The organism is Burkholderia cepacia complex sp. TUM26381 (assembly GCF_057439935.1).
In genome coordinates this window covers 21,128-45,711 of sequence record NZ_CM172008.1, presented here as the reverse complement: position 1 = coordinate 45,711, position 24,584 = coordinate 21,128, and the positions used below count along the sequence as shown (strand labels likewise).

Below are 24,584 nucleotides of genomic sequence, written 5' to 3'. Positions count from 1 at the left end.
TTTATTCGATTAGGGTGAACGGCGCGGCCCCGCCGGCCGCGCAGCGGCGCATCAGCCTACATCGTGCGCGCGACGAGGAATATCGGGACGAACGACAGCACCGTCGACAGCGCGACGACGAACGCCATCAGCCGATGGTTGCCGCCGTACTGCGTGGACAGCACGTACGAGTTGCTCGCGCACGGCAGCACCGAATAGAGCAGGATCAGGTTCCCCGACAGCGGCGTCACCGCGAACGCCTTCGTCGCGGTCAGCGCGAGCAGCGGAAAACCGACCAGCCGGATCGCGGTGGTCACGAGCCCCGCGCGCACGAGCGCCGCTTCCTTGCGCGGCAGCGGCAGCCGCAGCGCGGCGCCCACGCAGATCAGGCTCAGCGGCAGCGCGGCGCCGCCGAGCACGTCGACGGTCTGGTCCACGGCGGCGGGCAGGCGCCAGCCGGTCAGGTTCAGCACGATCCCGAACGCGCTGGCGACGATCAGCGGATTCGCCGCCACCTTGCCGACGATCCGCACAAGCCCGCGGCCGCCGGCCTGGCCATGCTCGAACGACAGCAGCACGAGCGTGTTCGAGATCGCGACCATGTACGCGACCACGACCGCCGCGATCCCGTAGTCCCCGCGGCTCAGCAACCCCGACGCGACCGACAGGAAGATGTAGCTGTTGAAGCGGATCGAGCCCTGCACGATCGACGTGAACGACGCGTGCGGCACCGCGCACCATCGGCAGCCGAGCACGACGGCGGCCAGCACGGCGAGCGTGAGCCCCGTCAACAGCACGATCGTCGATTTCGACGATGCGTCGAGCGGCCCCGCCAGCCCGATCGAATGCACGAGGAAGGCGGGAAACAGCACGTAGTGGGTGAGCTTTTCGGCGGACGGCCAGAATGCCGCATCGACCAGCGCGATGCGACGCACGGCGATGCCGATGCAGATCAGGGCGAAGGCGGGTGCGACGGCGATCCAGGCGAGTTCGGTATGCATGGTTGGACGGATTCGGAGAGGGAAGCAGCGGGCAGGTCAGCCCGCGGGCGAAGTGGTGGCTCGGGTGCGGTCGTCGCGGGATCGGGGTCGAACGGCAGGCCGACGGCCGCGAGCGCCTCGTAGGCGAGGGCCGGCGCAAAACGCACGCCGGAACCCGACGCGCCCGCCACCGCGCAGCCGTGGCGGCCGATCGGTGCGACCCGCGGATTGCGGTCGGCCGTGTACCCGTCGACCGCCGTGCGCGCGGCGAGATGGGCATCGCGCAGGCCCGGGAAATGACGTTCAAGCAGCGTGTGCGCGAGGGTCCGCTCGTCGGCGCTCGGCGCGACGCGTGCGCCGGCGTCGCAGCCCCACACGTGCGACGTGATGCTCAGCAGCCAGCCGCGCCGCGCGTGCACCGGCGCGAGAAACGCCTGCGCGTCGGGCAGGTAGACGACCGGTGCATCCGGCGCGGGCGGCAATGCGCGGCCGTCGACATCGAACGCGACGATCTTCTTCGTGACGATATCCGTCCGCGCGCCACCGCCGGCTTCGCCGTCGACGGCCGGCCACGGGCCGCTGGCGCGGATGAGCCGGTCGGCGCGCAGCGTCACGCCGTGGGCGACGACGGTCCAGCCGCCGGCATCGTGCGTCACGTGCGTGACCGGCGCATCGAAGCGCTCGACGGTGTGCGCGCCCGTCAGGTAGTGCGCGACCAGCCGCGGCACGTCGACCAGCCACGCGCGGCCGCTGCGCCACAGACGCGCGCCGGCCGGCAGCGCGCCGAGCGGTGTGGCGCCGGTCTCCGGCGGATCGTCGGCCACCGGCGGCGCGAGCAACGGGCCGCCCGCGTCCGGTACGTCCGCAACGAATGCGAACGGCGCGTCGCGCACGCAGCATCCGGCCCGTGCCCACGCACCGTAGTACGCGTTGGCGACCAGCGAGCGCGCGCGGCGCTCGCCGCTGCCGCAGAACGGCGTGATCACGCCGGCCGACAGCGCCGTGGCCGTCTGCACGGCCGGCCGCGCATCGAACACCGCGATGCGCAGCCCGCCCGCATGCCGCGCCGCCACGTGCGCGATCGTCGCCCCCGTCACGCCCGCACCGACGATCGCGAGATCAACCCGCATCGGCCTGCCACCAGACGGTGCTGATCACGAGCGGCGTCGCGCCGTCGTTCTGCACCTGGTGCGAGCGGTGCGATTCGAAATACAGCACGTCGCCGGCCCGCACGCGCACGGGCTCGCCGTCGTAGGTCAGCCGGCCGCTGCCCTGCGCGATCATCCAGCATTCGCGTACCGCGTGGACGTCCAGCCGCGACGTGCAGTTCGGCTCGACCGTAAACAGGCCGCCGCGAAACGGAATCTCGCCGTCGCCGAGCCCGGCGAAATCGGCCTGGCGCAACACGACGCCCGGCACATGCGACTCCGGCGGCAACGCGCCGACATGCGGAAACTTACGCGCGTTCATCGTGCACCTCCTCCCCGACCAGGCCCAGTTCCGCGAGAATCGCGTCGCGGTCGCGATCGAGCGCCGGTGCGGCCCGGCGCGTGGCCGGATCGGGGCAGCCCGAGATCTTGATCGGCGTCCCGACGAGCCGGTACGGGCCGACGTCCGGATCGTCGACGTCGATCAGCATGTTGCGCGCGGCCGTCTGCGGATGAACGACGGCCTGGTCGACCCGGTTGATCGGGCCGGCCGGCAGCCCCGCGCGCGCGAACCGCTCGCACCAGGCTTCGACGCCGTGCGCCGCCAGCAGCGCGTTGAGCGTGCGTTCGAGTTCGGCCTCGTGATCCTTGCGCGCCTCGCCGCCCGCGAAACGCGGATCGGCCGCGAGCGCCGGCACGCCGAGCGCGTCGCACAGCAGCCGGAACAGCTTGTCGTTGCCGGCCGCGATGATGAGCGGGCCGTCCGCCGCACGGTAGACACCGAACGGCGGCGCGATCGCCGGCCGATAACTGCCGACCGGCCCCGTGACTTCGCCGGTCGCGAAGTAGCGGCCGATGAAATACTCCATCAGCGCAAGCTGGCAGTCGAACATGCCGATATCGACCTTCGAACCCTGCCCGGTGCGGCCGCGCCGCACGAGCGCCATCAGCAGCCCGGTCGTCAGGAACAGGCCGGCCGCGAGATCGCCGATCGACGGCCCGACCCGCACGGGCATGCGCCCGGGCTCGCCCGTCACGCTCATGATCCCGCCGAGCCCCTGGACGATCATGTCGTATGCGCGGTGGTCGCGATACGGCCCGGTGTGACCGAACCCCGATGCGCTGCCGTAGATCAGGCGCGGGAAACGCGCATGCAGCGTGTCCCAGTCGTAGCCGATGCGCGCCATCGTGCCGGGCCGGAAGTTCTCGGTGACGACGTCGGCCTTCTCGAGCAGCGCGTCGAGCACGCGGCGGTCGGACGGGTCCTTCAGGTCGAGCGCGATGCTCTCCTTGCCGCGGTTGAGCGACGCGAAATACGCGGACTTGCCGCCGTACCACGGGCCGTACGCGCGTGCATCGTCGCCGGTCGACGGCCGCTCGACCTTGATCACGCGCGCGCCGTGATCGGCCAGCAGCATCGTGCAGAACGGCCCGGCCAGCACGCGCGTCAGGTCGACGATCACGAGCCCTTCGAGTGCGCCTTCCATCATGCAACCTCCCGCATGCCGGGCGGCAGGACCGCCGCCAGGTCTCCCGGCGTGACCGGGTCGAAGTTCGCCAGCGGCGTGACGACCGGCGCCGACAGCCGCGCGAAGTCGCCCGCGTTCGGCTCGCCGCGCAACCCGAGCGCGCGCCACGCGGTCTGCGCGAGCGCCGGCATCAACGGCCATGCGAGCAGCGCGAAGCCCTTGGTCCAGCCGTACAGGTCGCCGGCCGCGCGCGCGCCGTCGAAGTGCGCGCTCCAGCGCTCGACGATGCCGGCCAGCGCCGTCGGGTCGAAGGTCGCGAAATCCATCGCGCGCTGCGCGTCGCGCCACGCCGCCTCGGCTGCCCGCGCCGTCTTGTCGGCCGGCACGCGCGCCGCAAGCGGCCCGCCGATCGACTCGGCCACGTGCCGCCGCACTGTCGCGTACGGCCCGTTCACGAAGCGGCAGAATGCATCGCGATCGAAGTCGGTGCGTGCGTCGACCGGATTGGTCGACGCGACGAAGAAGCGCACCGCGTCGGCCGGCACGCGCGTGCGCGCCGCGAGATCCTCGACCCAGATCGCCCAGCGCAGGCTCGTCGAGAACTTGCGCCCTTCCAGCGTGTAGAAGTGATTGATCACGAAGCGGTCGAACGGTTTCGACACGCCGTCGGCCATTGCCATCGCCTGAATGCCGACCAGATGCGACACGCAGTTGTCGATCCCGAATCCGTTGACGGTGATCACGTCCGACTCGCGATCGAACGGGTTCGCGCGCAGCCCGTGCTGGCGGGCATAGAGATCGCCGACGAAGCGGATCGCGCCGAACAGCAGCCCGTGCCCGAACAGCGTGCGCGGCGCGCCGTCGAGCGCATACGGCAGCCCCCAGCCGGCATGGCTCGTCAGGCGGAAACGCGCGCCGTCGCGCGCGAGATGGCGGCGCGCGATATCGACGAACTCGGGTGCGGTCTCGGTGCCGGCCAGCTGCGCGACCAGCGCGGCGGGATCCGCGATGTCGAAGAACAGGTTGTCCTGCTCGCGCATCGCGAGCGTCTCGCCCCAACGCGCCGACGGTTCGCGCACGTCCTCCGGCTGGAAATGCGCGCCGCAGTCCTCGCAGAAGAATCCCGACACGTCGCGCGCGCACTGCGGGCAGCGGCCGAGCAGGAAACTGCCGGTCACGTAAGCATCGCGCGTGGCCGAATACGGCAGGCGCTCGCGCACCGTCGACACGCGCCGCTGCGCGGCCAGCCGCGCGACGAGCCCGTCGTGCGCGGCGAGGTACGCGTCGTGATGCGCATCGCCGAGCGGATCGACGAACAGGTCGACGTCGATGTTCATCGCGGCGAGATCGTCGACGATGCCCGCGCAGCTCTGCCGCGCGAGCGCCGCCGCGTCGATGCCGGCCTGCCCGGCGCGCAGCGGGATGTAGGAATCGTACGGGTCGCTCGCGCATGCGATGCGCGCGACCTCGCCGCGGCTGCGCAGGTGGCGCGCAAGCATGTCGAGCCGCAGGTACGGGCCGGCGATATGACCGAGGTGCAGGCGCCCGTTCGGCGCCGGCATCGCGGGCACGAGCAGGTAGTGGCGCGGGTCGCGGATCGTGTCGATCGGCATGATGGCCTCCGGGTCAGTCCAGCGTGACGGTCACGTCGGCCGCGAGTTCGCGCAGCAGCGCCACGATGTCGCGGTCGAGTTCGCACTGCGCGATCAGGTACGCGATCTCGTACGCCTTGAACACGTCCTTCGGCAGCGCCATCTGCGCGCCCTTGCCGGCGACGACCTGCAGGAACCGCAGCTCCGGCCGCCGCCACAGCCGCTCGAAGCCCTCGACACGGGCGATGCGGCCGAGCCCCGGCGGCATCACGATGCGCTGTCCGGCGCGCGTCGACGCGGTGCCGAGCCGGTCGTCGAGCGGGCCGTCGATCGCGCCGCGCGCGAGATCGAGCACGGTGCGGTACGGCGAGAAGCCCGCGACGCTGTACGGGATCAGATGCGAGTTGATGAACTCGCCGCCGAGCCGCCCGCCGATCTCGAGAATCTTCGGGCCGTCGCGCGTCACCATCACGTCCGCGTGGAAGCCGCACCAGTCGATGCCGGTCGCCGCGACGCCCGCGCGCACCATGTCGCGGATCGCCGCCTGCGTGTCGGCCGGCAGCAGCGACGGCGTCACGTTCTCGTACTGGATCGGGATCGACCGGTCGAAGGTCTTGTCGATGATCGCGTTGATCGCGACGCGCCCGTGCGCGACGACGCCGGACACCGAATGCTCGCTGCCCGTCAGTTGTTCCTCGAGCAGCGCGTGATCGCCGTACAGGCTGAACATCTCGCCCTTCTCCGGCGAGTTGTACGCACGAAACGCGCGATAGACGTCGACGGGGTCGGCGTGCGCATCGACCGGAAAGATGCCGCGGCTGCCGGAGTTGCCGGCCGGCTTGAGCAGCGCGGGTGCGCCGATCCGTTTCAGCGCGGCGGTGAATTCGGCTTCGCTGCTGACGACCGCATAGCGCGGGTTCGCGTTCGGCACCGCGTCGAGCACGCGGCGGGTCGCGGCCTTGTCGCGCACGTTGAGCGCGGCGTCCGGCGCCGTGCCGCGCAGGCCGAGACGATGCGACAGCCGGCTCGCGAGCACCACTTCGAGATCCTTCCACGCGACGACGCCGGACAGCTCGACGCGATGTTCGCGCAGGTAGTCGAGAATCGTCCGCTCGGCTGCGTCGTAATCGCCGAGCCGGGTCGGAATGATGCCGGCGCAGCCGAACGAGCGGAACGCGTCCGGCGTCGGCGTCGCCACATAAAGATCGAGCCCGAGGCTGCGCGCCGCGTCGATTTCGGCGATCCGCTCGCCCGGAAGCGCGCGCGTGTCGAGATACAGCATGGCCGGTGCATGGGTCATGGCGGGGTGCTCCTGTCAGTTCACGAGTTGTTGGGTGGCAGCCTGCGGCGCGTCGCCGTGCGGCCAGTCGACGAATCCCGGCGGCGTGCCGACCTCGTAGATGGACGCGCCCGCGATCGCGTTCGCGATGCGGCCGCTGCGCCACGCGGCCAGGCTCAGGTTCGGGTCGGCGATGCCGCGCGTCGTGCGCGCGGCGTTCTGGAAGAAAATCCGCGCGGCGCTCGGCCGGTTCCAGCGCACCGCGTAGTCGTCGTCTAGCTCCGGCACGCCGTTGCGCGTGTGCATCTCGAAGCGCAGCGATTCGAGCGCGCCGGGCATCTGGAATTCGCTGCCCGTCGCGAGCAGCACGACGTCCGCATGCAGCGGCGCATGCACGCCGGTGCCGTCGTCGACGCTCAGCACGTAGCCGCCGTCCGCGCGGTGCAGGTTCGCCATGCTGCGGCCGGGCATCAGCGCGCAATGGCCGGTGCGCCCCTCGATGTGCGTGATCTCGTAGAGCCGCTGGTAGATCGCCGTCAGCAGCGGCAACGTGACGCCGTCGCTCGCGAGGCGCTGCGTCTCCAGCGCGTCGCGCTTGCGCTCCGGCGACAGCCGCGAGAAATGCGCGTTGTATTGCGGCACGAACCATTCGTTGACGAACGGCGAGTCGTCCATCGGCAGGAAGTTCTCGCGCCGCGTCAGCCAGGCGATGTGCGCGGGCGCCGCATCGCCCGTCAACCCGAGCAGGTGCAACGCCAGCTCGGCGCCGCTCTGGCCGCCGCCGACGATCGCGACGCGCCGGCCGGCAAGCGCCGGCCGCACGGTGCAGAACTGCGACGAATGCAGTACGTCGGCCCCGAGGTGCGGCCGCGCGCACGCGGGCACGCTCGGGCGCAGGCCGACGCCGACCACGAGGTTCCGAGTGCGCACGACGCCGTGCGAGGTCGTGACGCGCAGTGCGCGCCCGTCGCGCACGACGCTTTCGACTTCGCAGTCGAACCGCAGGTTGTCGAGCGACGCGCACACCCACTGCATGTACTGTTCGAACTCGCGGCGGCGCACGGTCGGAAAGCGTGCATTCGCGAACGCGTACAGCCGTTCGGTGCGTTGCAGGAACGCAATGAACGAGTAGCGGCTGCACGGATCGGCCAGCGTCACGAGGTCCTTCAGGAAGCTGGTCGTCAACGACGAATCGGCAAGCATCAGCCCGGGATGCCAGCGGAACCCGGGCCGGCGCTCGACGAACAGCGAACGCAGCCCGTCCAGCGGCGCCAGCAGCGCCGCCAGGCTCAGGTTGAACGGACCGACGCCGATACCGAGCACGTCGACTTCTTCTCCGGCAAAGGCCCGCGGCTTCGCGCCGTCGAGCGTCTGGAATTCGAAAGTGTTCATCGCGCCTCCCCGGCACCGGTGATCGAATCGTGAAAGGCACCGTCGTCGGCGTGGCCGAGCACGCGCGCGGCCAGCGCCGCGCCGCCGTGAACGGCCGTGGCGATCCCGCTGCCGCAATAGCCGCCGCACCAGCCCAGCCGCCCGGCCGTGCCGACATGCGGCACGCCGAGCGCGGTGAAGCCGAGCGGCGCGGACCACACGTGCTCGACGCCCACGTGCTCGAGCGCCGGGAAATACGCGCCCAGCCGCGCGCGCAACGCGGCCTCGACACCCGCGGGCGGCCCGTCGGCCGCGAGGCCGAGCCGGCTGCCGAACAACAGCCGCCCGCTGTCGTCGAGCCGGAAATAATCCTTGTCGGCGGACAACGTGCCGTACACGCGCGGCTGCCGCGAAATGCGGCGCTGCGTCGCGTCGTCGAGGATGCGGGTAGCCAGCAGGTGCGTGCCGTAGCGTTCGAGCGGCGGGCGCAGGTCGGCCGGCAGCAGCGGCCACGCGTCCTCCGCGCACACCAGCGCGGTGCCCGCGTCGAGCGTCGCGTCGCCGAGGTCGAGCACGGCCGCATCGGGCACGAGCCGCACGGCGTTCACGCGCGCGCCGCGCCGGATCCGCACGCCGAGCGTGACCGCCCGCATCCGCATCGCATCGCGGAGCGCGCGCGGCCGGATCAGCGCGAATCTCAGGTTCAGCAGCCCCGCGATCGCATGCGCCGCGCCGGTTTCCTGCGTGACCGCCTGCGCGTCGAGCCACGCGACGCACGCATCCTGCTGCGTCGCGTAGTACTCGAAGCGGTGCGCCAGCTGCACCGCCGACGCGTCGTCGCACGCGAGCGTGATGTGGCCGGGATGCGCCCAGCCGCACGCGAGGTTGCGGCTGTCGACGAAGCGCTTCAGGTACGCGATGGCCTGCGCGGCCGTGCGCTCGGCGGCCTGCGCCTGCGCGGCCGAAACCGGGCCGCGCGGCAGCGCCGGCGCGACGCTCGCGACCGAACCGAAGTTGAATGCGCTCGGCACGTCGCCGGGCGGATCGGCGTCGCAGACCTCAACCGTCGCGCCCTGCTCCGCCAGGTGGATCGCGGCGGACAGCCCCGTGTAGCCGCCGCCGACGATCGCGACGTCGGCGGTTCGTGTGCCGGGCGTTCTCATGCATGCTCCGGCTGGTGTTGATGCGCGTCGACGAATGCGCGATACGCCGCATCGAAGAAGAACGCGGGTTCGCCGTCCGGCGGTTCGAGCTGGTCGAGCCAGCAGGCCGTCGCCGAATACTTCGCGAGAAACGGCCGGCGCAGCCAGCGCGGATCGCGCGCCTGCAGGAAATTCAGCAGGAAGTAGCGCTGCCCTTGCAACTCGAGCGTGCCCGCGACTTCGACCTTGCCCGGGCCTGCGCTCATCGACGGGCCGCGTGCGCTGCGCGCGAGCCCCGACACCGACGCGATCGCGGTGTTGTAGATGTCGAGCGCCCGCGCGAGCGGCAGCTCGAAATAACTGCGCGGCCCCGTGTCGCGCTCGACGAACATGTAGTACGGCACGATGCCGAGCCGCACCTGCCCGACCCAGTTGCGCCGCCAGACTTCCGCGTCGTCGTTGATATGGCGCAGCACCGGCCCCTGCGAGCGAATCACGACGCCGATGCGGCGCAGGTTCGTCACGGCCTGCTCGGCGATCTCCGTCGACAGTTCGCGCCAGTGGTTCAGGTGCGCCATGACCGTCACGTTGCGCCCGGCATCGATCAGCGTGCGCAGCAGCGCGAGCAGCTCGGGCGTATCCGGATCGCTGACGAAACGGTACGGCCAGTAGGTCAGCGCCTTCGTGCCGATCCGGATGTTGCCGACATGCTCGAGCCCCGGCTCCAGCAGCGGCATCAGGTATTCGCGCAGGCGCGCCGCGCTCATCACCATCGGATCGCCGCCCGTCATCAGCAGATCGGTCACTTCGCCGTGCGCACGCAGGTACGCGTGCAGCCGCCCGGCTTCGCTCGACGCGAATTTCAGCGACGCGTCGCCGACGAACTGCGGCCAGCGGAAGCAGAACGTGCAGTACGCATGGCAGGTCTGCCCGTGGCTCGGGAAGTACAGCACCGTCTGCGCATACTTGTGCTGGATGCCCGGGCAGGGCTCGCCGTCCAGCTCCGGCTCGTTGAGCCGCTGGTCCGCCGGATGCGGGTTCATCCGGGCGCGCAGGCGTCCGACCAGCGCGTCCAGGTCCGCCTGGCGCGCCGCGTCGCGCGACAGCTCGGCCAGCTCCCCGAGCTCGTCGGGCGCAAGCATGTCGGGCTGCGGAAACGTCAGCCGGAACAGCGGATCGTCCGGTACGTTCGTCCAGTCGATCAGTTGCTCGACGACATAACGGTTGACCTTGAACGGCAGCACGCGTGCGACCAGCCCGATCTGCTCGCGCATCGACGGCGGCAATACCGCGAGCTGCGGAATGTCGTCCAGCTTCGACCGGTTGTACGCCTTGAACACGGGATGGACCGCGATCGACGGCCGTGGCGGCGCACCGCCCGGCGCGCCATCGCGCGTGGATATCCGTTGGCCCTCGGATAGTTCGATCATTGACTCGACTCCATTTTTTTAGATGTACTAATGTATGTCGTGTGTCTCGTCTGCTCGCCGCCGACGGCCAGGCAGCCCGTCGGCGTTCTGCAGATACTAGAAGCAATCGCCGCGGCGAAGCATTACGTCCGTGTTATTTATCCATAAGCGTTTCGCATGCGGCTTCGCACCAATTCAGCGGGGTGCGGCGGCGCCCACCGCCGGCCGAGCCGGCCGCGCGCGCCTGGCCGGATGGGTTTCCGGCATCCGCCAGTACACGACCAGCGAAATCGCTGCGCACGCCGCCACGTACCAGAAGAACATCGATTCGTTGCCAACCGCCTTCAGCCGCAGCGCGACGAATTCGGTCGTGCCGCCGAGGATCGCCGTCGTCAGCGCATAAGGCAGCCCGACCGCCAGCGCGCGGATCTGCGGCGGGAACAGCTCGGCCTTGACCAGCATGTGCACCGACGTGAATCCGCTCAGCACGACGAGCCCGGCGAACACCAGCGCGAACGCGGCGAGCGGCTCGTGCACGTGCGCGAGCGCCGTGAAGATCGGCACCGACAGCAGCGTGCCGCCGAGCCCGAACCACAGCAGCACCGGCCGGCGCCCGACGCGATCCGACACGAGGCCGAACAGCGGCTGCAGCGGCATGTACAGCAGCAGCGCGAGCGTGCAGATCCAGGTCGCCGTTTCCTTGTGCAGGCCGACGGAATTGACCAGGTATTTCTGCATGTAGACGGTGTACGTATAGAACGCGACGGTGCCGCCGATCGTGATGCCGATCGCGAGCAGCAGTTCGCGCCAGTGGGCCGCGAGATCGGCCGTCACGCGCGTCTTCGCCGCACGCGCGCGGCTCGCGACGAACGCGTCGCTCTCGACGACGTTGCGGCGCATGTACAGCGCGAACAGCGCGAGCACGCCGCCGACGAAGAACGGAATCCGCCAGCCCCAGCGCTCGATGTCGTGCGTGCCGGCGAAGATCCGCTGCATCGCCAGCATCAAGCCGAGCGCGACGAGCTGGCCAGCCACCACGCTCACCTGCAGGAAGCCGACGTAGAAGCCGCGCCGGTTCGGCGGCGCGATCTCGCTCAGGTAGGTCGCGCTGGTGCCGTATTCGCCGCCCATGCTGAGGCCCTGCAGCAGGCGCGCGGCCACGAGCAGTGCCGGCGCGAGCATGCCGATCGTCGCGTAGCCGGGCGTGACGGCGATCAGCATCGAGCCCGCGCACATCGCGAGCACCGACTTCGTCAGCGCGGCCTTGCGCCCGTGCCGGTCCGCGTACAAGCCGACGAGCCAGCTGCCCGCCGGTCGCGCGACGTAGCCGACCGCCGCGATCGCCGCGGTGTTCATCAGTTGCACGGTCGGCCGGTCGGCGGGAAAGAACGACGGCGCGAAGTAGATCGAGAAGATGCTGTACGCGAGGAAGTCGTACCACTCGATCAGGTTGCCGGCCAGCCCGCCGACGATCGAGCCGATGCGTGGCGGCGCGTCGGCCGCCCCGGTTGGGGAAGTTGCCACGGGTGTCTCCTGTCTGTTCGGTAGCGGGCGGCCGGCATGCGCCGCCCGTGCTGCGTGCCGGCCTTACGGCTGCCCGGCCGCGTAGCGCGCGTCGAGCGCGTCGAAGCGCGCCTTGTCGACGAGCCGCTGCCGTTCGGCGAACGGCGCGACGAGCGCGGGGTTTTCATCGAGCCGGCCCGTGTCGCGCAATTCGGTCAGCGCGGCCTGCATCCCGTGCACGGCCCCCTGCAGCGCCGCATTCGCGTACAGCACGACGCCGTAGCCGAGGCGCGCCAGTTCGTCGCGCGAGCGCGTCGGCGTCTTGCCGCCGATCACGATGTTGATGAGCTGCGGCGTGTCGAACAGCGCGGGCAGCCGTTCGACGTCCTCCGGCGTGTCCATCGCCTCGATGAACAGCACGTCGGCGCCGGCCGCCGCATAGCGGTGCGCGCGCTCGATCGCGTCGTCGATGCCGTGCACGGCGGCCGCATCGGTGCGTGCGACGATCAGCAGGTTCGGATCGACGCGCGCGTCGACGGCCGCCTTCAGCTTGCCGACCATTTCCGCGGCCGGAATCACTTCCTTGCCCGCGAAGTGACCGCACTTCTTCGGCAGCACCTGGTCCTCGAGCTGGATCGCATCGGCGCCGCTGCGCTCGAGCGTGCGAACCGTATGCAGCACGTTCAGCGCATTGCCGAAACCGGTATCGGCATCGACCATCAGCGGCAGGTCGACGGCGCCGCGCACGCGCGCGGTGTGCTCGGCCAGCTCGCCGAGCCCGACGAAGCCGAGATCCGGCAGGCCGAGCGACATGTTGGTGACGCCGGCGCCGCTCAGGTACAGCGCGCCGAAGCCGAGATCGGCGGCGATCCGCGCGCTCAGCGCATTGAACGTGCCGGCGACGAGCAGCCCCTGGCGGGCGGCGATGCTGCGCCGGAACGCGGCGCGACGAAGGGCGGTTTGATCGGTCATGCAGGGCCTCATTGGTCGAAACGGAACAGGGTTCGCGGCGAGTCGCGCAGCACGCGCGTGCGCTCGCCGGGGTCGGGCAGCCAGCGTTCGAGCGCCGCACAGGTCGCGCCGAAATCGACCCGCTCGCGATGCTGCGTATGCGGCCAGTCGCTGCCCCACACGAGCCGCTCGGCCGTGAACGCGGCGCGCAGCGCCTGCGCGGCGCCGAGCGCGGTATCGGTGCCGTCGCCGGCCAGGCTGTTGCGGTATGCGGCCGACAGCTTGACCCACACGCGGCCTGTATCGGCGAGCGACAGCAGGTGACGGAAGCCGGGATCGCGCTCGCCGAGCGTCGGCGACGGGCGGCCGAAATGGTCGATCACGAGCGTGCACGATTGCGCGAGCAGGCTCGCGGCGATCGCATGCAGGTCGGCTGCATCGCGATGAATCTCGACATGCCAGCCGAGCGCGTTGACGCGTGCGAACAGTGCGCGCCACACCCGCGTGCCGAAATCCGGAATCGGCAGGCCGACCAGGTTGAGCCGCATGCCCACGACGCCCGCGCGATCCAGCGCGGCGAGCGCATCGTCGTCGATCACCGGATCGACCACCGCGACGCCGCGAAAGCGGTGCGGGTAGCGCCGCAGCACGTCGACGAAGAACGCGTTGTCGGTGCCGAGAAAGCTCGGCTGCACCAGCACCGCGTGCGTGATGCCGTGCGCGGCGAGATGCGCGACGTACGCGTCGAGCGACGCATCGTAATCGGGCGCGTGGCGCACGACCGGCGCGAGCGGCAGGCCGCGCGCAAACACGTGCGCATGTGCGTCGACGGCCGCGACGGCCGCCGGCGATGCGTACCACGCGGCCGTGTCCGGCGCCGCTGAAACCGGTTCGACCGGCGGATTCACTGCTCGATCCATGACGACTTGCCTGCAAGAGATGCCCGGCCCGGCAACGGGCGACAGGCGACGGAATGAACGAAAGACGAAACCTACAGCGAGGCACCGGCGCGCGCGTCGCCGTCGGCGCCCGGCCCGGCGGCCGCGTCGGGCAGGCGGCGACCGCGCGTTTCCGGCAGGAACCACACCGCGATCACGACCAGCCCGTACGCGATGCCGGCATCGATGCCGAGCGCCGTGCCGAGCGGCAACGATTCACCCATGCGCCCGACCAGCACCGGAAAGGCCGCCGACACGATGCGGCCGAAGTTGTAGCAGAAGCCGACGCCGCGTCCGCGCACGTTCTGCGGATACAGCTCGTTGAACAGCGTGCCGAGCGTCGCCGGAATGCCGGCCGAACACAGCCCGAGCGGAAACCCGAGCAACAGCATCGCGACGTCGTTCAGCGGCAGGAACACGTACAGGTTCACCATCACCGCGCAGCACGCGGCGAACAGCATCACGTTGCGGCGCCGGCCGATCCGGTCCTGCAGGTACGCACTCAGGAAACAGCCGCAGATGAACGCGACGATCACGACCGCGAGATACGCGCCGGTGCCGAGCACCGACAGGTGCCGCTCGGTCTTCAGGTAGGTCGGCAGCCAGATCGTGATCGCGTGATAGCCGCCATGCGCGCCGACGCCGATCAGGCCGCCGACCACCGTCGTGCGCAGCACCGACCGGTCGAAGATGCCGACCGTCGGCGTATCGTCCGCCCGCACAGACGCAGGCTGCGCGCGCGGCGGCTCGACAATCGCGCGACGGATATACAGCACCAGCAGCGCGGGCAACGCGCCGATCGCGAACAGCACGCGCCACGCCCATTCGGCCGGCAGCCACGCGAACACGATCATGTACAGCAGCACCGCCGCTCCCCAGCCGAACCCCCACGCGCTCTGCACGACGCCCATCGCCTTGCCGCGATGACGCGCGCCGACCGTTTCCGCGAGCAGCACCGCGCCCGCCGTCCATTCGCCGCCGAAGCCGAGCCCCTGCAGCGCCTTCAACACCAGCAGCTGTTCGAAGTTCTGCGCGAACGCACTCAGGAACGTGAATGCGGAGAACCAGCACACAGTGATCTGCAGGGCCCGCACGCGCCCGTAACGATCGGCGATCACGCCGGCCAGCAGGCCGCCGAGGGCGCCCGACACGAGCGTCGCGCCGCCGATCAGGCCAGCCTGCCCCTTGCCGATGCTCCAGGTCGCGAGCAGCGCCGGGATCACGAGGCTGAACATCTGGGTGTCGAGGCCGTCGAGCGCCCAGCCGGCAAAGCAGCCGCGCAACGTGCGCCGTTCGGTCGTCGAGAGTTCGCGCATCCAGGTCAACGGAGGTCTCCTCGTGTCGTCGCCGTGCGCCGCCTGATCGCGCCGCTATCGGAGGCGCAGCCGGTATCGACGACGCCCGAAGTGCATCCTATGAATCATTTGGATAATTCGCTACTATGTTTCGAATAATTATTCATAACACACGCTTATGGAAATCAGGCACGTCCGCTACTTTCTCGCGATCGCGGATTCCGGCAGCTTCACGCGCGCCGCCAGCGAACTGGGTATTGCGCAGCCGGCGCTCAGCCAGGCGCTGAACCGGATGGAAAAGGAGCTGGGAGTCCGGCTGTTCGACCGGTCGCGGCGCGGCGCGACGCTCACGCCGGCCGGGCTCGCGATGGTCGACGACCTGCGCCTGAGCGTCGCGCGGCTCGATGCGGCCGCGCACCGGGCGGGCGAGATCGGTGCGCAGCGCGCCGGGCGCCTGACCATCGGCTTCGTCAGCGCGGCGCTGTTCGACACGCTGCCGCGCGCGATCCGTGCGCTGCGCGAGAGTGCGCCCGACGTCGAGCTCGTGATGAGCGAGATGAGCAATGCCGAGCAGGCGATCGCACTCGAACGCGGCGAGATCGACATCGGGCTGCTGCATACGCCGGTCGCGGTCAACGGCCGGATGCGCGAAAAGCTGATCCGGCGCGACCCGCTCGTCGCGGTGCTGCCGAAGGAGTTCCCGCGCCTGCCCGACGGCACGGTCACGCTGGCCGATCTCGCCGCGGCCGGCCTCGTGTGGTTTCCGCACGATCAGCTGCCGCTGATCCGCGCCGGTATCCTCAGCGCGTTCCGCCAGGCCGGGCATCCGGTGGACATCGTGCTCGACGTGAACCGCACGCTGACCGTCGTCGCATGCGTCGCCGCCGGGTGCGGCGTGTCGCTGCTGCCGCGCTCGATCCACGCGTTCGCGTTCGACGGGGTTGCCTACAGCCCGATCCGCGACGGCGCCGCGCTGCCGAATTTCGAACTGAGCGCGATCTGGCCCGCACGGTCGCGCCCCACGCTCGCGGACCGCTTCGCCGCGCTGCTGCCGTCGGCCGATCCGCGCGCCTGAACACACCGCCGGCCGGCGCGATCGCGTGCGCGCGGCGTACCTGCCGGGTATGGCCGTTGCCCCGCGCCAACCCGGCAACGGTTGCCTTGCGGCCCGCAACCGCAGCCCCAGCGAGTCCGGCGCGGTTCAGCGCCGCATCGCACCGGCTGTGCAGTGCGAATGCAGACTTGTGTCGACGTCGTCGAGCAACGGGAACGATCGAGACGCCGGACGCGCGTGCGCCAGCAGCACGCGGCGCCGGGCATCCTCTTGGAATCCCGGCGTGCAGTCACGCGTTGGCGAAACGCGTGTCACGGCGTGTCGAGCACGCCTGCCTGCGAAAAGAACACGGGCTTGCCGCGCGCATCGATCAGCGCAGCGGTAAGCGTCGCGCGATCCGCGCGCTGCGCGACGCCGAGCGGGCCGCCTGCCACGCGCTGCGCGAACGTCAGCCCATCGAGGCCGACGCCGACCAGCCCGCCGCCGGTGGCGACGAGATCCGTGATCGAGCTGCGCGTGCCGGTGGTCAGCGCGGCCCACGTCGTGCCGCCGTCGCGGCTTTCGAACAGACTGCCGAGCAGCCCGCCGACCACGATCCGGCCATCGGGCATTGCGACGCCCGACCACAACGTGCCCTTGCCGCCCGTCGGCAGATAGGTCCAGTTCGCGCCCCCGTCGGCCGACTTGAGCACCATCCCCTGTTCGGACACGATGTAGAGCGCGTGCGTAGGGTCTGCGAACACGTGATAGAGATTGCGGTCGGCCTTGCCGCCGCCCGGCGGCTTCGGCAGCGTCGTACGCGCCCACGTCTTGCCGCCGTCGTGCGTCTGCAGCATCAGCGACCACAGGCCGACCGCAATGCCGTCCTGCGCATTCGTGAACAGCACCGAGAACAGCGGCTGGTCGACCGACGTATCGAGCCGCTGCGTGACCCATGTATCGCCGCCGTCGTCGGTCGCGAGAATTGCGCCCCACTGGCCGACGGCCCAGCCGTGCTTCGCGTCCGCGAACGACACGGCCGACAGCGTCGCCGACACCGGCACGCGCCGCGCCTGCCGCCAGGTCTTGCCGTCGTCGTCGGACAGCAGCACGATGCCGTGCTCGCCGACCGCGACGATCCGCGAGCCGGCGCGGGTGGCGTCCATCAGCATCATGTGCGCCGGCGCGGTCCATGCGTGTGCGGGCTTCGCGGCCCAGGCCGCAACCGTTCCGTCCGGCGGTTGCGCGAAGGCCGCCGCGGCAGCGCAGAGCGCGGTACAGGCAACGAGCGTCTTGATCATCGATTGACCTCTGCAGTGGTATGCGCGGGCATCAGTGGCTGAACAGGCCCGGCGCGCGGGCCGGCTTGCGGCGCGGGAACCCGCGTTCCAGCAGCGACGCGAGCGCAGGCAACGCCGTCATCGCCATCACGAGGTTCACCACGAACATGAACGCGAGCAGCTTGCCCATGTCGGCCTGGAACTTGAGCGCCGAGAAGCTCCATGTCGCGACACCGATCGCCAGCGTGATGGCCGTAAAGATCGTCGCCACGCCCACTTCGAGCATCGCGTGCTGCACGGCCTTCACGATGTCCTGCCCGCCTGCCAGATGCACCTGCAGCCGGTTGTAGATGTAGAACGCGTAGTCGACGCCGATACCCACGGCCAGCACCATCACCGGCAACGTCGCAACCGTCAGCCCGATCTGCAGCGCCTTCATGAACCAGTAGCCGATGAAGGTCGCGACCGACAGCGGCACGCAGCACGCGAGCATCGCGCGCCAGTCGCGGTATGCGAGGAACACGAGGATCAGGATCGCCGCGTACACGTACAGCATCATCGGCAGTTCGCTCTTCTCGACTTCGTCGTTGGTCGCAGCGAGCACGCCTGCGTTGCCCGCGGCCAGCCGCACCGTCATGCCCGGGAACGGATGCGACGCGCGGTATTGCTTCACGTCGTCGAGAATCCGGTTGATCGTCGTCGCCTTGTGATCGGTCAGGAACAGGTGAACGGCCGTCATGCTGCAATCGGCTTTCATGAACCCCTTCGCGCGCCCGACGTCGACCGACACCGCGCCGTAGTTCTCGGCATCGATCGGCACGACCTTCATCTTCGGGAAGTCCTCGTTGTAGCCCTGGTTGTACGCGCGCAGCATCGACGAGTACGACTGCACCGATACGACGCCCGGTTCGGTGCGCATTGCGGCCGAGAAGTCGTCTTCGTACAGGCCGGCCGCCGCGTTGTCGCAAGCCTTGCCGTTCGACTCGATTGCAACCGTCAGCCAGTCGAGCCCCATGTCGTAGTTGCCGGCGATCGACGTCGCGTCACGGTTGAAACGCGCATCCGCGCGCAGCTCCGGCGCGCCCGGCTGCAGCGTGCCGATCACGCGGTCGCGGCTTTGCCACGCGGCGAGCGCGAAGATCGCCACCGTCAGCGCGACCGTGACGCTCGCATACTTCGGCTCGGCCACGCGGGCCAGCACGCGCAGCGGCTTCGCACGCTGCTGCGCGCGCTTCAGCGAGTTGTCCGCGTAGGCTTTCGTGAAGTTGAAGCAGGACGCCGCGACCGGCAGCAGGATCAGGTTCGTGACGATCTTGTACGCGACGCCGAGCGACGCGGTGATCGCCAGCTCGCGCACCATCGGGATCGGGATCAGCAGCAGCGTGATGAACGATACGAACGCGGTAATGAGCGCGAGCACACCCGGGATCAGCAGGCCGCTGAAGCTGTGGCGCGCCGCATCGAACGAACTCTGCCCGTGCGCGATTTCGCGCACGATGAAGTTCACCTGCTGCACGCCGTGCGACACGCCGATCGCGAACACGAGGAACGGCACCAGCACCGCCAGCGGATCGAGCCCGAAGCCGAGCAGCTTCAGCGTGCCGAACTGCCACACGAGCGACGTCAGCGAGCACGCGATCAGCAGCACCGTGAAGCGCACCGAATGGCAGTACCAGTACACCGCGAGCGTGGTCAGCAGCAGCGCGACCGCGCAGAAGCCGAGCACGGCCGTCGCGCCGTCGGCGATATCGCCGATCTGCTTCGCGAAGCCGATGATCTGGATGTCGTAGCCGGCGTCCTCGAACGGCTTGCGGATCCTGCTTTCGAGCAGGTGATTGAATGCGACGTAGTCGAGCACCTTGCCGGCGCTGTCGCGCTCGTTCAGCTCGGCCGTGATCATTGCGCTGTCCTCGCCGTGCGACACGAGCGTGCCGACGTAGCCGCCGAGCGTCGTCGCGCGGCGAATGCCCTGCACGCGCTCCGGCGTCAACTGGCCGGGCGTGACCGTGCCGGGAATGATCGGCTCCGCGCGAAACCCTTCGTCGGTCACTTCATTCACGAACGCGTTCGGCGTCCACAACGAGCGCACGCCGATCCGGTCGACGTTCGGCAGATACGTAACGGCCTGCGTGACGTCGTACAGCCGCGTCAAACCTTCCTTCGACCAGATCGAGCCGTGCTTCGCGCGCACGACCACGGTGATGCGGTTCGCGCCGAGCAGGTCGTTGCGGTACTGCTGGAACGTGCGGATGTATTCATGCCCGATCGGCATCTGCTTTTCGAAGCCGGCATCCATGCGCAACTGCACGGCGAACACGGCCATCGCAACGGTGAACAACGCGATCGCCGCGAGCACGAGCGCGCGATGACCGAAGAAAAGCCTTTCCAGGCGACTGACCAGACGATTGAGCACGACCTTACCCCTTCATGTATTGCGACGGCGCACGATGCGCGCCGCCTGCCACCCGTCACCGTCAGAAATTCCGCGTGACGAACATCCCGACGAAATTGCGGTCCGCGTACGGCTGCCCGACCGTGTTGTGCCCGCCGAAGAACGCGGTGAAATTGATGCCGGCCTGCCAGGTCGGCGGATTCTGGTTGAACAGCACGTAGACGTTCACCGACTTCGCGCCCTGCAGGTAATTCGCGGTGAAGGTCGGCGTGTAGCCGTACAGGCCATCGGAGAACGTCACGCCGGGCGTGACCTGCCAGCCGTGGATCAGCGAGCCGTCGTAGGTCCAGTTGAAATCGATCGTCGCGCCCACCGAGCTCGCGGTGCCCTGCGCCATCGCGATCGGATAGCCGAGCCCCGAGCCGTTGTTCAGCCACGGCGCATAGCCGGCCTGCGGCGCCTGCGTGACGGTCTGCCCGCCGACGGTCCGCGTGACGCCGCTGGAACTCAGCCCCGGGTAGTAGATCCACGTGAGTTCCCAGGTCAGCGCGGCGGAATCGGCGCCGAGCAGCTTCAGGAACGGGTATTCGCTGCGCGTGAGCGCCAGCAGCCCGTTGAGGTCGTACTGGAATTTCTTCTTGTCGACCCATTGCTGGCAGTCGATGCCCGCCACGCCGTTCGTGATCGCATCGAGCGGGCCGCCGGGCCCGTAGCAGCCCGACAGCGCGACCGCATCGCGCGGCCGGTACGACAGCTCGGTGCCGATCGCCCACGGGCCGACGCCGAAGTTCGCGCTCGCGCCGAACAGCTGCCGGCTGCCGAGATAGGACGCCTGAATGCCGCCGTTCGCGAGCGCGGTCAGCACCGGCGACTTGTCCGTATAGTTTTCGTAGTAGAGCGCGAAGTTCGCATCGAACGAGCGCGGCGAGAAGTTGAACTTCACGCCGAACTGCGGCCGGTACTTCGCCGGCAGCGTGGTCGTGAGCGGCAAGCCGACGTCGTTGAACGGTGGCCCCGCGTACGTGCCGTTCACGAGCCCGTTCTTGATCGCGTTCAGCGTGTCCTGATTGCCCGCGGCGTTCGCGCCGCCGATCGCATTCGCGATCGTGCCCGCGCTCGGGCCCGCGACGTTCGGGTTGGTCGTGTTGACCGTGTACGGTTCGGCGCCGCGCCCGACGATATTCGACGTCGACCAGTACGAGCCGACCGGCGGGTAGCGGTTGCCGTTCCACTGGAACTGGTAGTACGCCTCGGTGCTGAACCCGTGCGACAGGTCGGCCGCGAAGCTTGCCATCGGCGCGGGCAACAGCGCCTGCTTGAGTTGCGAGCCGGGGATCAGCAGCTTCTGCACGTCGATCGAGTTGGTCGCGTTGATGCCGCTCTGCGCGAACATGCTCTCGCCCCAGTTGATCACCTGATTGCCGACCCGCACGTGCGCATTGCGCCCGCCGATCGTGAAATCCTTCTCGCCCCACAGATCGAGCAGTTGCGCGTTGTACACGACCTGTGCGGCCGCCGTGCTCGACAACGGTGTGCGGTTCGTATTGCCGGCAAGGAAATCGTACATGCCAGTGCCGCGCACCATGAACTTCAGCCCTTCACTCGGCATCTTCAGCAGCAGCTCGCTGGTCGCGCTGACATAGGTGCTGAACGGCTGGCCCTTGCGGTAGTTCAGGTCACCGTTGTCGCCAAAGCCCCATTGATTCGTATTCGCGCCCGCGCCGCAGCCGAACGCGTTCGGATCACCGGTGAGCGAACAGCTCGGGTTCTTGGTCCGGATGCCGGCGCCGGCCGTCAGGTTCGTGACCCACGAACCTTGCAGGTCGCCACCCGCGGACGTGAACTGGTAGCCGAATGCACTCGTGGCCGTCGCGCTCATCACGGCGAGCGAAATTGCAGTACGCCTAATCATTATTCTTGGTTTCATGACCTGCCTCCTCCCCTTGTCGACGCCGGCGCGCGTCGCACGCGCGCCGGTTCTTCCGCTACGCGGTGCGCGTCACCGTTCGCTGACCGAGCGCAGCGATTCCGCCGTGTAGAAGTCCGGCTTGAAACGCGGATCGTTCGCGCGTTCGTAGTAGCGGATGTCCTTTCCCTGCCCGATCGACGAGCCGTCGAACACATAGCGGCCGTTGTTCAGGTCGTACTGGACGAACGGCTGGTTGTCGCACGCGCCGCCCAGTTCGAACACCGGGATCGGATAGCTCTCGCGCACTTTCCAGAGCTTGCCCTGTGCGTCGTAGTCCTCGGCAGTCAGCGCAAGCCAGCTGTCCTCGTCGAGATAGAAGGTCTTCTTCGACGCGACGTGCCGCGCGCTCGGCTTGAGCGTCGCCTCGACGACCCACACGCGGTGCACTTCATAGCGGCGGTGGTCGGCGGAAATGCCGTTCGGGGTCGCGACGTCATGCAGCTTGCTCTTGAACGTGTACAGGCCGAACGCGTTGTACGGCACGATCATTTCCTTCTTGCCGACCAGCTTCCAGTCGAAGCGGTCGAGCGACCCGTTGAACATGTTCGAGTCGTCGATCAGATACTGATTCTCGAAGCCGATCAGCGGCGCATCGTGCGTATAGGCCGGCATGCGTCGCACGCGGCGCTGGCCCGGGAAGTAGTAGTACGTCTCCGAATCCTTGTCGTAGTACTGGCGCTGCACGAACGACTGTCCGGCGAGCGCGGCCGGCGAATTGATCGAGAAGTAGACGGCCATGTTCATCTGGTCGACGTCCTGCGGCGATGTCTTGCCGAGCCGGCCGGCCGGCAGGTACTCGGCCTGCGGGCCGATCCCGTCGATCCAGTCGCTGCTGCCCGGGCGCGGCGAGATGACGGTCGCGATCGGCGACCATTCGATCCCTTCGCCGCGATACCGCGTCTCGTAGTTCAGCATCGCCTCGGCGCCATTCTTCGGCTGCGGGAACGGTACGCCGGGCAGCGCGGCCGACTGCAGCGACTGGCCGTTCGCGGCCGGCTTCGCTGCCGCCAGGTTCGCTTTCGAGTTCTGCTCGGCCACGTCGGGCAACTGGCATTCGCGGTGCGACGGATAGACGTCCATCCGATAGCCCTTCAGTTGCCTGATCAGCTGTATCTGGCCGGGCGACAGCTTGTCCGCGTATTTGTCGAGGTTCGCTGCGTCGATCGAGTACAGCGGCTGCTCGTTGCGGTGCTTCCAGAAATCGCCGCGGACTTTCCCGTACTCCCAGCCCGCTTGCGGCGCCTGCCGGCCGGCAAACGCCGGCACGAGGCCGTCCTTGCTCGGCCCGCGCTCCGCGCCGGTCGCCGTGAGGTCCTCGGCCGCCGCACTGCCGGTGGCCAGCAACAGCGCCGCCGCGACGGCGCTCAACGTTCCGATTGCATGCTTCCTGTTCATGGTTCTCGCTCCAAATCCCGCTCCGTTTGCCGGCAGCCGCCGGGCAACGCGAAGCTGTCTCCACCATCGGCTCGATGGCGCGTCCTGTGAGGGCCGGCGGCGGCGGCCCGCGTGTCGAATGTCGGCGCACACGTTCAGGCGGCAGATCGTCGGCGCGCGATCGATGCGCCGGCCCCGCGCCGAAAGGTGCAACGGGTCACGTCCGGGGTTTGCGATCTCGGCATCTTCGCCATCCCATAACTATGTCACATGACCTAGTTAGCGTTATACGCATGGCAATTTTCGGTCACAAGTCGGGTGAAACCCTCGCATGCGACGGGACTGTATCGCGTTGTTCAGGCAAGACGATTCATGCGCTTTCCACGTACTTATCGAGTATTTTTGCGGTCATGTGTCGCGCCTCGACAAGTCGGCACTCGCCGTCGGCACGCGCGAAGGGTTCGGGTCGTTACCCGCCAGGCATCAGAAGATAGGTTGATCGACCTGTTTTTGGACGTCGCGTAAAGTCAAGTTGCGGCGACGGTGCCGCAGCGGGGGACGCAACGCGTGGCGCGCCAACCTGATGAGGCCGCGAACACGCGTAGAATCTCGCACACCGGTATCCGGACCGGACCGGCACAAGGGGCCGCAGCCGGCATTCGTCACGCCAGCCGGCAGACGGAAAAAGCTTGCCCGGCTTGAGACACTAGGTCGAATAACCTACAATCCACCTTACACATCTGCAAGCCCGGGCATGTGTTGCCCGCAGGAGGAGAAACTTCGATGGAACCGAAAGCGACGAGCCCTGACGACATTCGCGCAGAACCTGCGTCGCCCCGTCGATCGGAACCCGCGTCGGACGCCAGGGCAAGCGACAGCCCACGTGCGTTGACCCAGCGCGGCCGCCATACGGTCGGCCGCATTCTCGAGAGCGCGATCGAGATCTTCGTCGTCGACGGCTACGGCGGCCTGACGATGCGCAAGGTCGCGACCGGTGCGGGGCTCGCGCTGTCGAACCTGCAGCATTACTTTCCTTCGCGCGAGGATCTCTACGCGGCGATCATCAGCGAAACCATCTCCGAGTATTCGCGGAACTACGACAGCGTACGGACCGACGAAACGCTGTCGCCCGCCGCACGGCTGGAAAAGGTGGTCCGGATGCTGATCGAGGATGCGAAGCTGCCGCGCACGCAAAGCCTGTTCGTGAACATCTGGGCGCTCGCACATGCGCACGAGTTCGCGCGGCAGGCCATGGAAGACGCGTACCTGTTCCAGCGCCAGATGATTGCCGGCTTCGTGACGGCGGTGAACCCCGCTTTGACGCCGCAGCAACTCGCGCGCCGGTCGGCGCTGATCACCGCGCAGATCGAAGGGCTGAGCGTCTTGATCCCGCAGCGCAACCGCTTCCCGTCCGATATCAAGGGCATGGAAGACGAAGCCGTGAAGGCCGTGCTCGCCGTGGCGTCGTTGCCGGGCTGAA

The 24,584-nt window shown here is 68.9% G+C and carries 19 protein-coding genes and 1 pseudogene; 2 read left to right on the top strand and 18 right to left on the bottom strand.

The window, feature by feature from the left end; genetic code table 11:
• Positions 1–56: 56 nt before the first annotated feature.
• From ACWMMN_RS32380 to ACWMMN_RS32315, 14 genes and pseudogenes are all read right to left on the bottom strand, one after another.
• Complete coding sequence (locus ACWMMN_RS32380; RefSeq protein ID WP_486424308.1) at positions 57–980, bottom strand: AEC family transporter; 924 nt, start codon at positions 978–980, stop codon at positions 57–59.
• Positions 932–2,089 carry an NAD(P)/FAD-dependent oxidoreductase gene (locus ACWMMN_RS32375; protein WP_486424307.1) on the bottom strand — a complete coding sequence of 386 codons (1,158 nt, stop codon included), beginning with the start codon at positions 2,087–2,089 and terminating at the stop codon, positions 932–934. The genes ACWMMN_RS32380 and ACWMMN_RS32375 overlap by 49 nt, the downstream gene beginning before the upstream one ends.
• The gene (locus ACWMMN_RS32370) at positions 2,079–2,429 is read right to left on the bottom strand and encodes a cupin domain-containing protein (protein WP_059241114.1); all 351 of its coding nucleotides are present in this window, start codon (positions 2,427–2,429) and stop codon (positions 2,079–2,081) included. The genes ACWMMN_RS32375 and ACWMMN_RS32370 overlap by 11 nt, the downstream gene beginning before the upstream one ends.
• On the bottom strand, positions 2,416–3,597 hold the full coding sequence (locus ACWMMN_RS32365; RefSeq protein WP_069254736.1) for a CaiB/BaiF CoA transferase family protein: 1,182 nt from the start codon (positions 3,595–3,597) through the stop codon (positions 2,416–2,418). The genes ACWMMN_RS32370 and ACWMMN_RS32365 overlap by 14 nt, the downstream gene beginning before the upstream one ends.
• Positions 3,594–5,189, bottom strand: a complete 1,596-nt coding sequence (locus tag ACWMMN_RS32360) for a methionine--tRNA ligase (protein ID WP_059241112.1) — start codon at positions 5,187–5,189, stop codon at positions 3,594–3,596. Before ACWMMN_RS32360 ends, ACWMMN_RS32365 begins: the two co-directional genes overlap by 4 nt.
• Before the next feature lie 13 nt (positions 5,190–5,202).
• Complete coding sequence (locus tag ACWMMN_RS32355) at positions 5,203–6,468, bottom strand: ATP-grasp domain-containing protein (protein ID WP_340625788.1); 1,266 nt, start codon at positions 6,466–6,468, stop codon at positions 5,203–5,205.
• A gap of 15 nt (positions 6,469–6,483) precedes the next feature.
• A complete protein-coding gene (locus ACWMMN_RS32350) occupies positions 6,484–7,839 on the bottom strand; it encodes a lysine N(6)-hydroxylase/L-ornithine N(5)-oxygenase family protein (protein ID WP_174994578.1) in 1,356 nt (451 codons plus the stop codon).
• On the bottom strand, positions 7,836–8,981 hold the full coding sequence (locus ACWMMN_RS32345) for an NAD(P)/FAD-dependent oxidoreductase (RefSeq protein WP_256087628.1): 1,146 nt from the start codon (positions 8,979–8,981) through the stop codon (positions 7,836–7,838). The genes ACWMMN_RS32350 and ACWMMN_RS32345 overlap by 4 nt, the downstream gene beginning before the upstream one ends.
• On the bottom strand, positions 8,978–10,390 hold the full coding sequence (locus ACWMMN_RS32340; protein WP_486424306.1) for a KamA family radical SAM protein: 1,413 nt from the start codon (positions 10,388–10,390) through the stop codon (positions 8,978–8,980). The genes ACWMMN_RS32345 and ACWMMN_RS32340 overlap by 4 nt, the downstream gene beginning before the upstream one ends.
• Positions 10,391–10,564: 174 nt before the next feature.
• Entirely contained in the window at positions 10,565–11,146 is a 582-nt protein-coding gene (locus tag ACWMMN_RS32335) for an MFS transporter (protein WP_422674393.1), read from the bottom strand.
• A pseudogene (locus tag ACWMMN_RS32330) lies at positions 11,138–11,893 on the bottom strand (MFS transporter); the annotation flags it as partial. The gene ACWMMN_RS32335 and the pseudogene ACWMMN_RS32330, both read right to left, overlap by 9 nt.
• Positions 11,894–11,956: 63 nt before the next feature.
• Positions 11,957–12,844, bottom strand: coding sequence for an isocitrate lyase/PEP mutase family protein (locus ACWMMN_RS32325; RefSeq protein ID WP_059241107.1), 888 nt, complete (start codon positions 12,842–12,844; stop codon positions 11,957–11,959).
• A gap of 8 nt (positions 12,845–12,852) precedes the next feature.
• Positions 12,853–13,743, bottom strand: a complete 891-nt coding sequence (locus tag ACWMMN_RS32320; RefSeq protein WP_256087625.1) for an amidohydrolase family protein — start codon at positions 13,741–13,743, stop codon at positions 12,853–12,855.
• A gap of 71 nt (positions 13,744–13,814) precedes the next feature.
• Positions 13,815–15,077 (bottom strand): MFS transporter, encoded by a 1,263-nt coding sequence (locus ACWMMN_RS32315; protein WP_404823528.1) that lies wholly within the window; start codon positions 15,075–15,077, stop codon positions 13,815–13,817.
• Between the two features lie 157 nt (positions 15,078–15,234).
• Between ACWMMN_RS32315 and ACWMMN_RS32310 the strand changes: the two genes are divergently transcribed.
• Positions 15,235–16,131 (top strand): LysR family transcriptional regulator, encoded by an 897-nt coding sequence (locus ACWMMN_RS32310; RefSeq protein WP_059241104.1) that lies wholly within the window; start codon positions 15,235–15,237, stop codon positions 16,129–16,131.
• Positions 16,132–16,421: 290 nt separating this feature from the next.
• On the opposite strand, the gene ACWMMN_RS32305 is transcribed toward ACWMMN_RS32310, so the two are convergent.
• The 4 genes from ACWMMN_RS32305 to ACWMMN_RS32290 all read right to left on the bottom strand — a co-directional run bounded on the left by ACWMMN_RS32305 (position 16,422) and on the right by ACWMMN_RS32290 (position 23,125).
• On the bottom strand, positions 16,422–17,390 hold the full coding sequence (locus tag ACWMMN_RS32305) for a WD40/YVTN/BNR-like repeat-containing protein (protein WP_486424305.1): 969 nt from the start codon (positions 17,388–17,390) through the stop codon (positions 16,422–16,424).
• Positions 17,391–17,421: 31 nt separating this feature from the next.
• Positions 17,422–19,782, bottom strand: a complete 2,361-nt coding sequence (locus tag ACWMMN_RS32300; RefSeq protein WP_256087623.1) for an efflux RND transporter permease subunit — start codon at positions 19,780–19,782, stop codon at positions 17,422–17,424.
• A gap of 61 nt (positions 19,783–19,843) precedes the next feature.
• Positions 19,844–21,673, bottom strand: a complete 1,830-nt coding sequence (locus ACWMMN_RS32295) for a DUF1302 domain-containing protein (RefSeq protein ID WP_486424304.1) — start codon at positions 21,671–21,673, stop codon at positions 19,844–19,846.
• An 87-nt stretch (positions 21,674–21,760) separates the two neighbouring features.
• A complete protein-coding gene (locus ACWMMN_RS32290; RefSeq protein WP_059241100.1) occupies positions 21,761–23,125 on the bottom strand; it encodes a DUF1329 domain-containing protein in 1,365 nt (454 codons plus the stop codon).
• Between the two features lie 762 nt (positions 23,126–23,887).
• Between ACWMMN_RS32290 and ACWMMN_RS32285 the strand changes: the two genes are divergently transcribed.
• Complete coding sequence (locus ACWMMN_RS32285; RefSeq protein ID WP_081052078.1) at positions 23,888–24,583, top strand: TetR/AcrR family transcriptional regulator; 696 nt, start codon at positions 23,888–23,890, stop codon at positions 24,581–24,583.
• Position 24,584: the final 1 nt, after the last annotated feature.

Coding starts and splice junctions, on each gene's coding strand:
- ACWMMN_RS32290 (WP_059241100.1), bottom strand. CDS start 23,125: ATGAACAGGAAGCATGCAATCGGAACGTTGAGCGCCGTCGCGGCGGCG.
- ACWMMN_RS32360 (WP_059241112.1), bottom strand. CDS start 5,189: ATGCCGATCGACACGATCCGCGACCCGCGCCACTACCTGCTCGTGCCC.
- ACWMMN_RS32310 (WP_059241104.1), top strand. CDS start 15,235: ATGGAAATCAGGCACGTCCGCTACTTTCTCGCGATCGCGGATTCCGGC.
- ACWMMN_RS32295 (WP_486424304.1), bottom strand. CDS start 21,673: ATGATTAGGCGTACTGCAATTTCGCTCGCCGTGATGAGCGCGACGGCC.
- ACWMMN_RS32340 (WP_486424306.1), bottom strand. CDS start 10,390: ATGATCGAACTATCCGAGGGCCAACGGATATCCACGCGCGATGGCGCG.
- ACWMMN_RS32315 (WP_404823528.1), bottom strand. CDS start 15,077: ATGCGCGAACTCTCGACGACCGAACGGCGCACGTTGCGCGGCTGCTTT.
- ACWMMN_RS32325 (WP_059241107.1), bottom strand. CDS start 12,844: ATGACCGATCAAACCGCCCTTCGTCGCGCCGCGTTCCGGCGCAGCATC.
- ACWMMN_RS32350 (WP_174994578.1), bottom strand. CDS start 7,839: ATGAACACTTTCGAATTCCAGACGCTCGACGGCGCGAAGCCGCGGGCC.
- ACWMMN_RS32320 (WP_256087625.1), bottom strand. CDS start 13,743: ATGGATCGAGCAGTGAATCCGCCGGTCGAACCGGTTTCAGCGGCGCCG.
- ACWMMN_RS32375 (WP_486424307.1), bottom strand. CDS start 2,089: ATGCGGGTTGATCTCGCGATCGTCGGTGCGGGCGTGACGGGGGCGACG.
- ACWMMN_RS32305 (WP_486424305.1), bottom strand. CDS start 17,390: ATGATCAAGACGCTCGTTGCCTGTACCGCGCTCTGCGCTGCCGCGGCG.
- ACWMMN_RS32370 (WP_059241114.1), bottom strand. CDS start 2,429: ATGAACGCGCGTAAGTTTCCGCATGTCGGCGCGTTGCCGCCGGAGTCG.
- ACWMMN_RS32285 (WP_081052078.1), top strand. CDS start 23,888: ATGGAACCGAAAGCGACGAGCCCTGACGACATTCGCGCAGAACCTGCG.
- ACWMMN_RS32365 (WP_069254736.1), bottom strand. CDS start 3,597: ATGATGGAAGGCGCACTCGAAGGGCTCGTGATCGTCGACCTGACGCGC.
- ACWMMN_RS32345 (WP_256087628.1), bottom strand. CDS start 8,981: ATGAGAACGCCCGGCACACGAACCGCCGACGTCGCGATCGTCGGCGGC.
- ACWMMN_RS32355 (WP_340625788.1), bottom strand. CDS start 6,468: ATGACCCATGCACCGGCCATGCTGTATCTCGACACGCGCGCGCTTCCG.
- ACWMMN_RS32380 (WP_486424308.1), bottom strand. CDS start 980: ATGCATACCGAACTCGCCTGGATCGCCGTCGCACCCGCCTTCGCCCTG.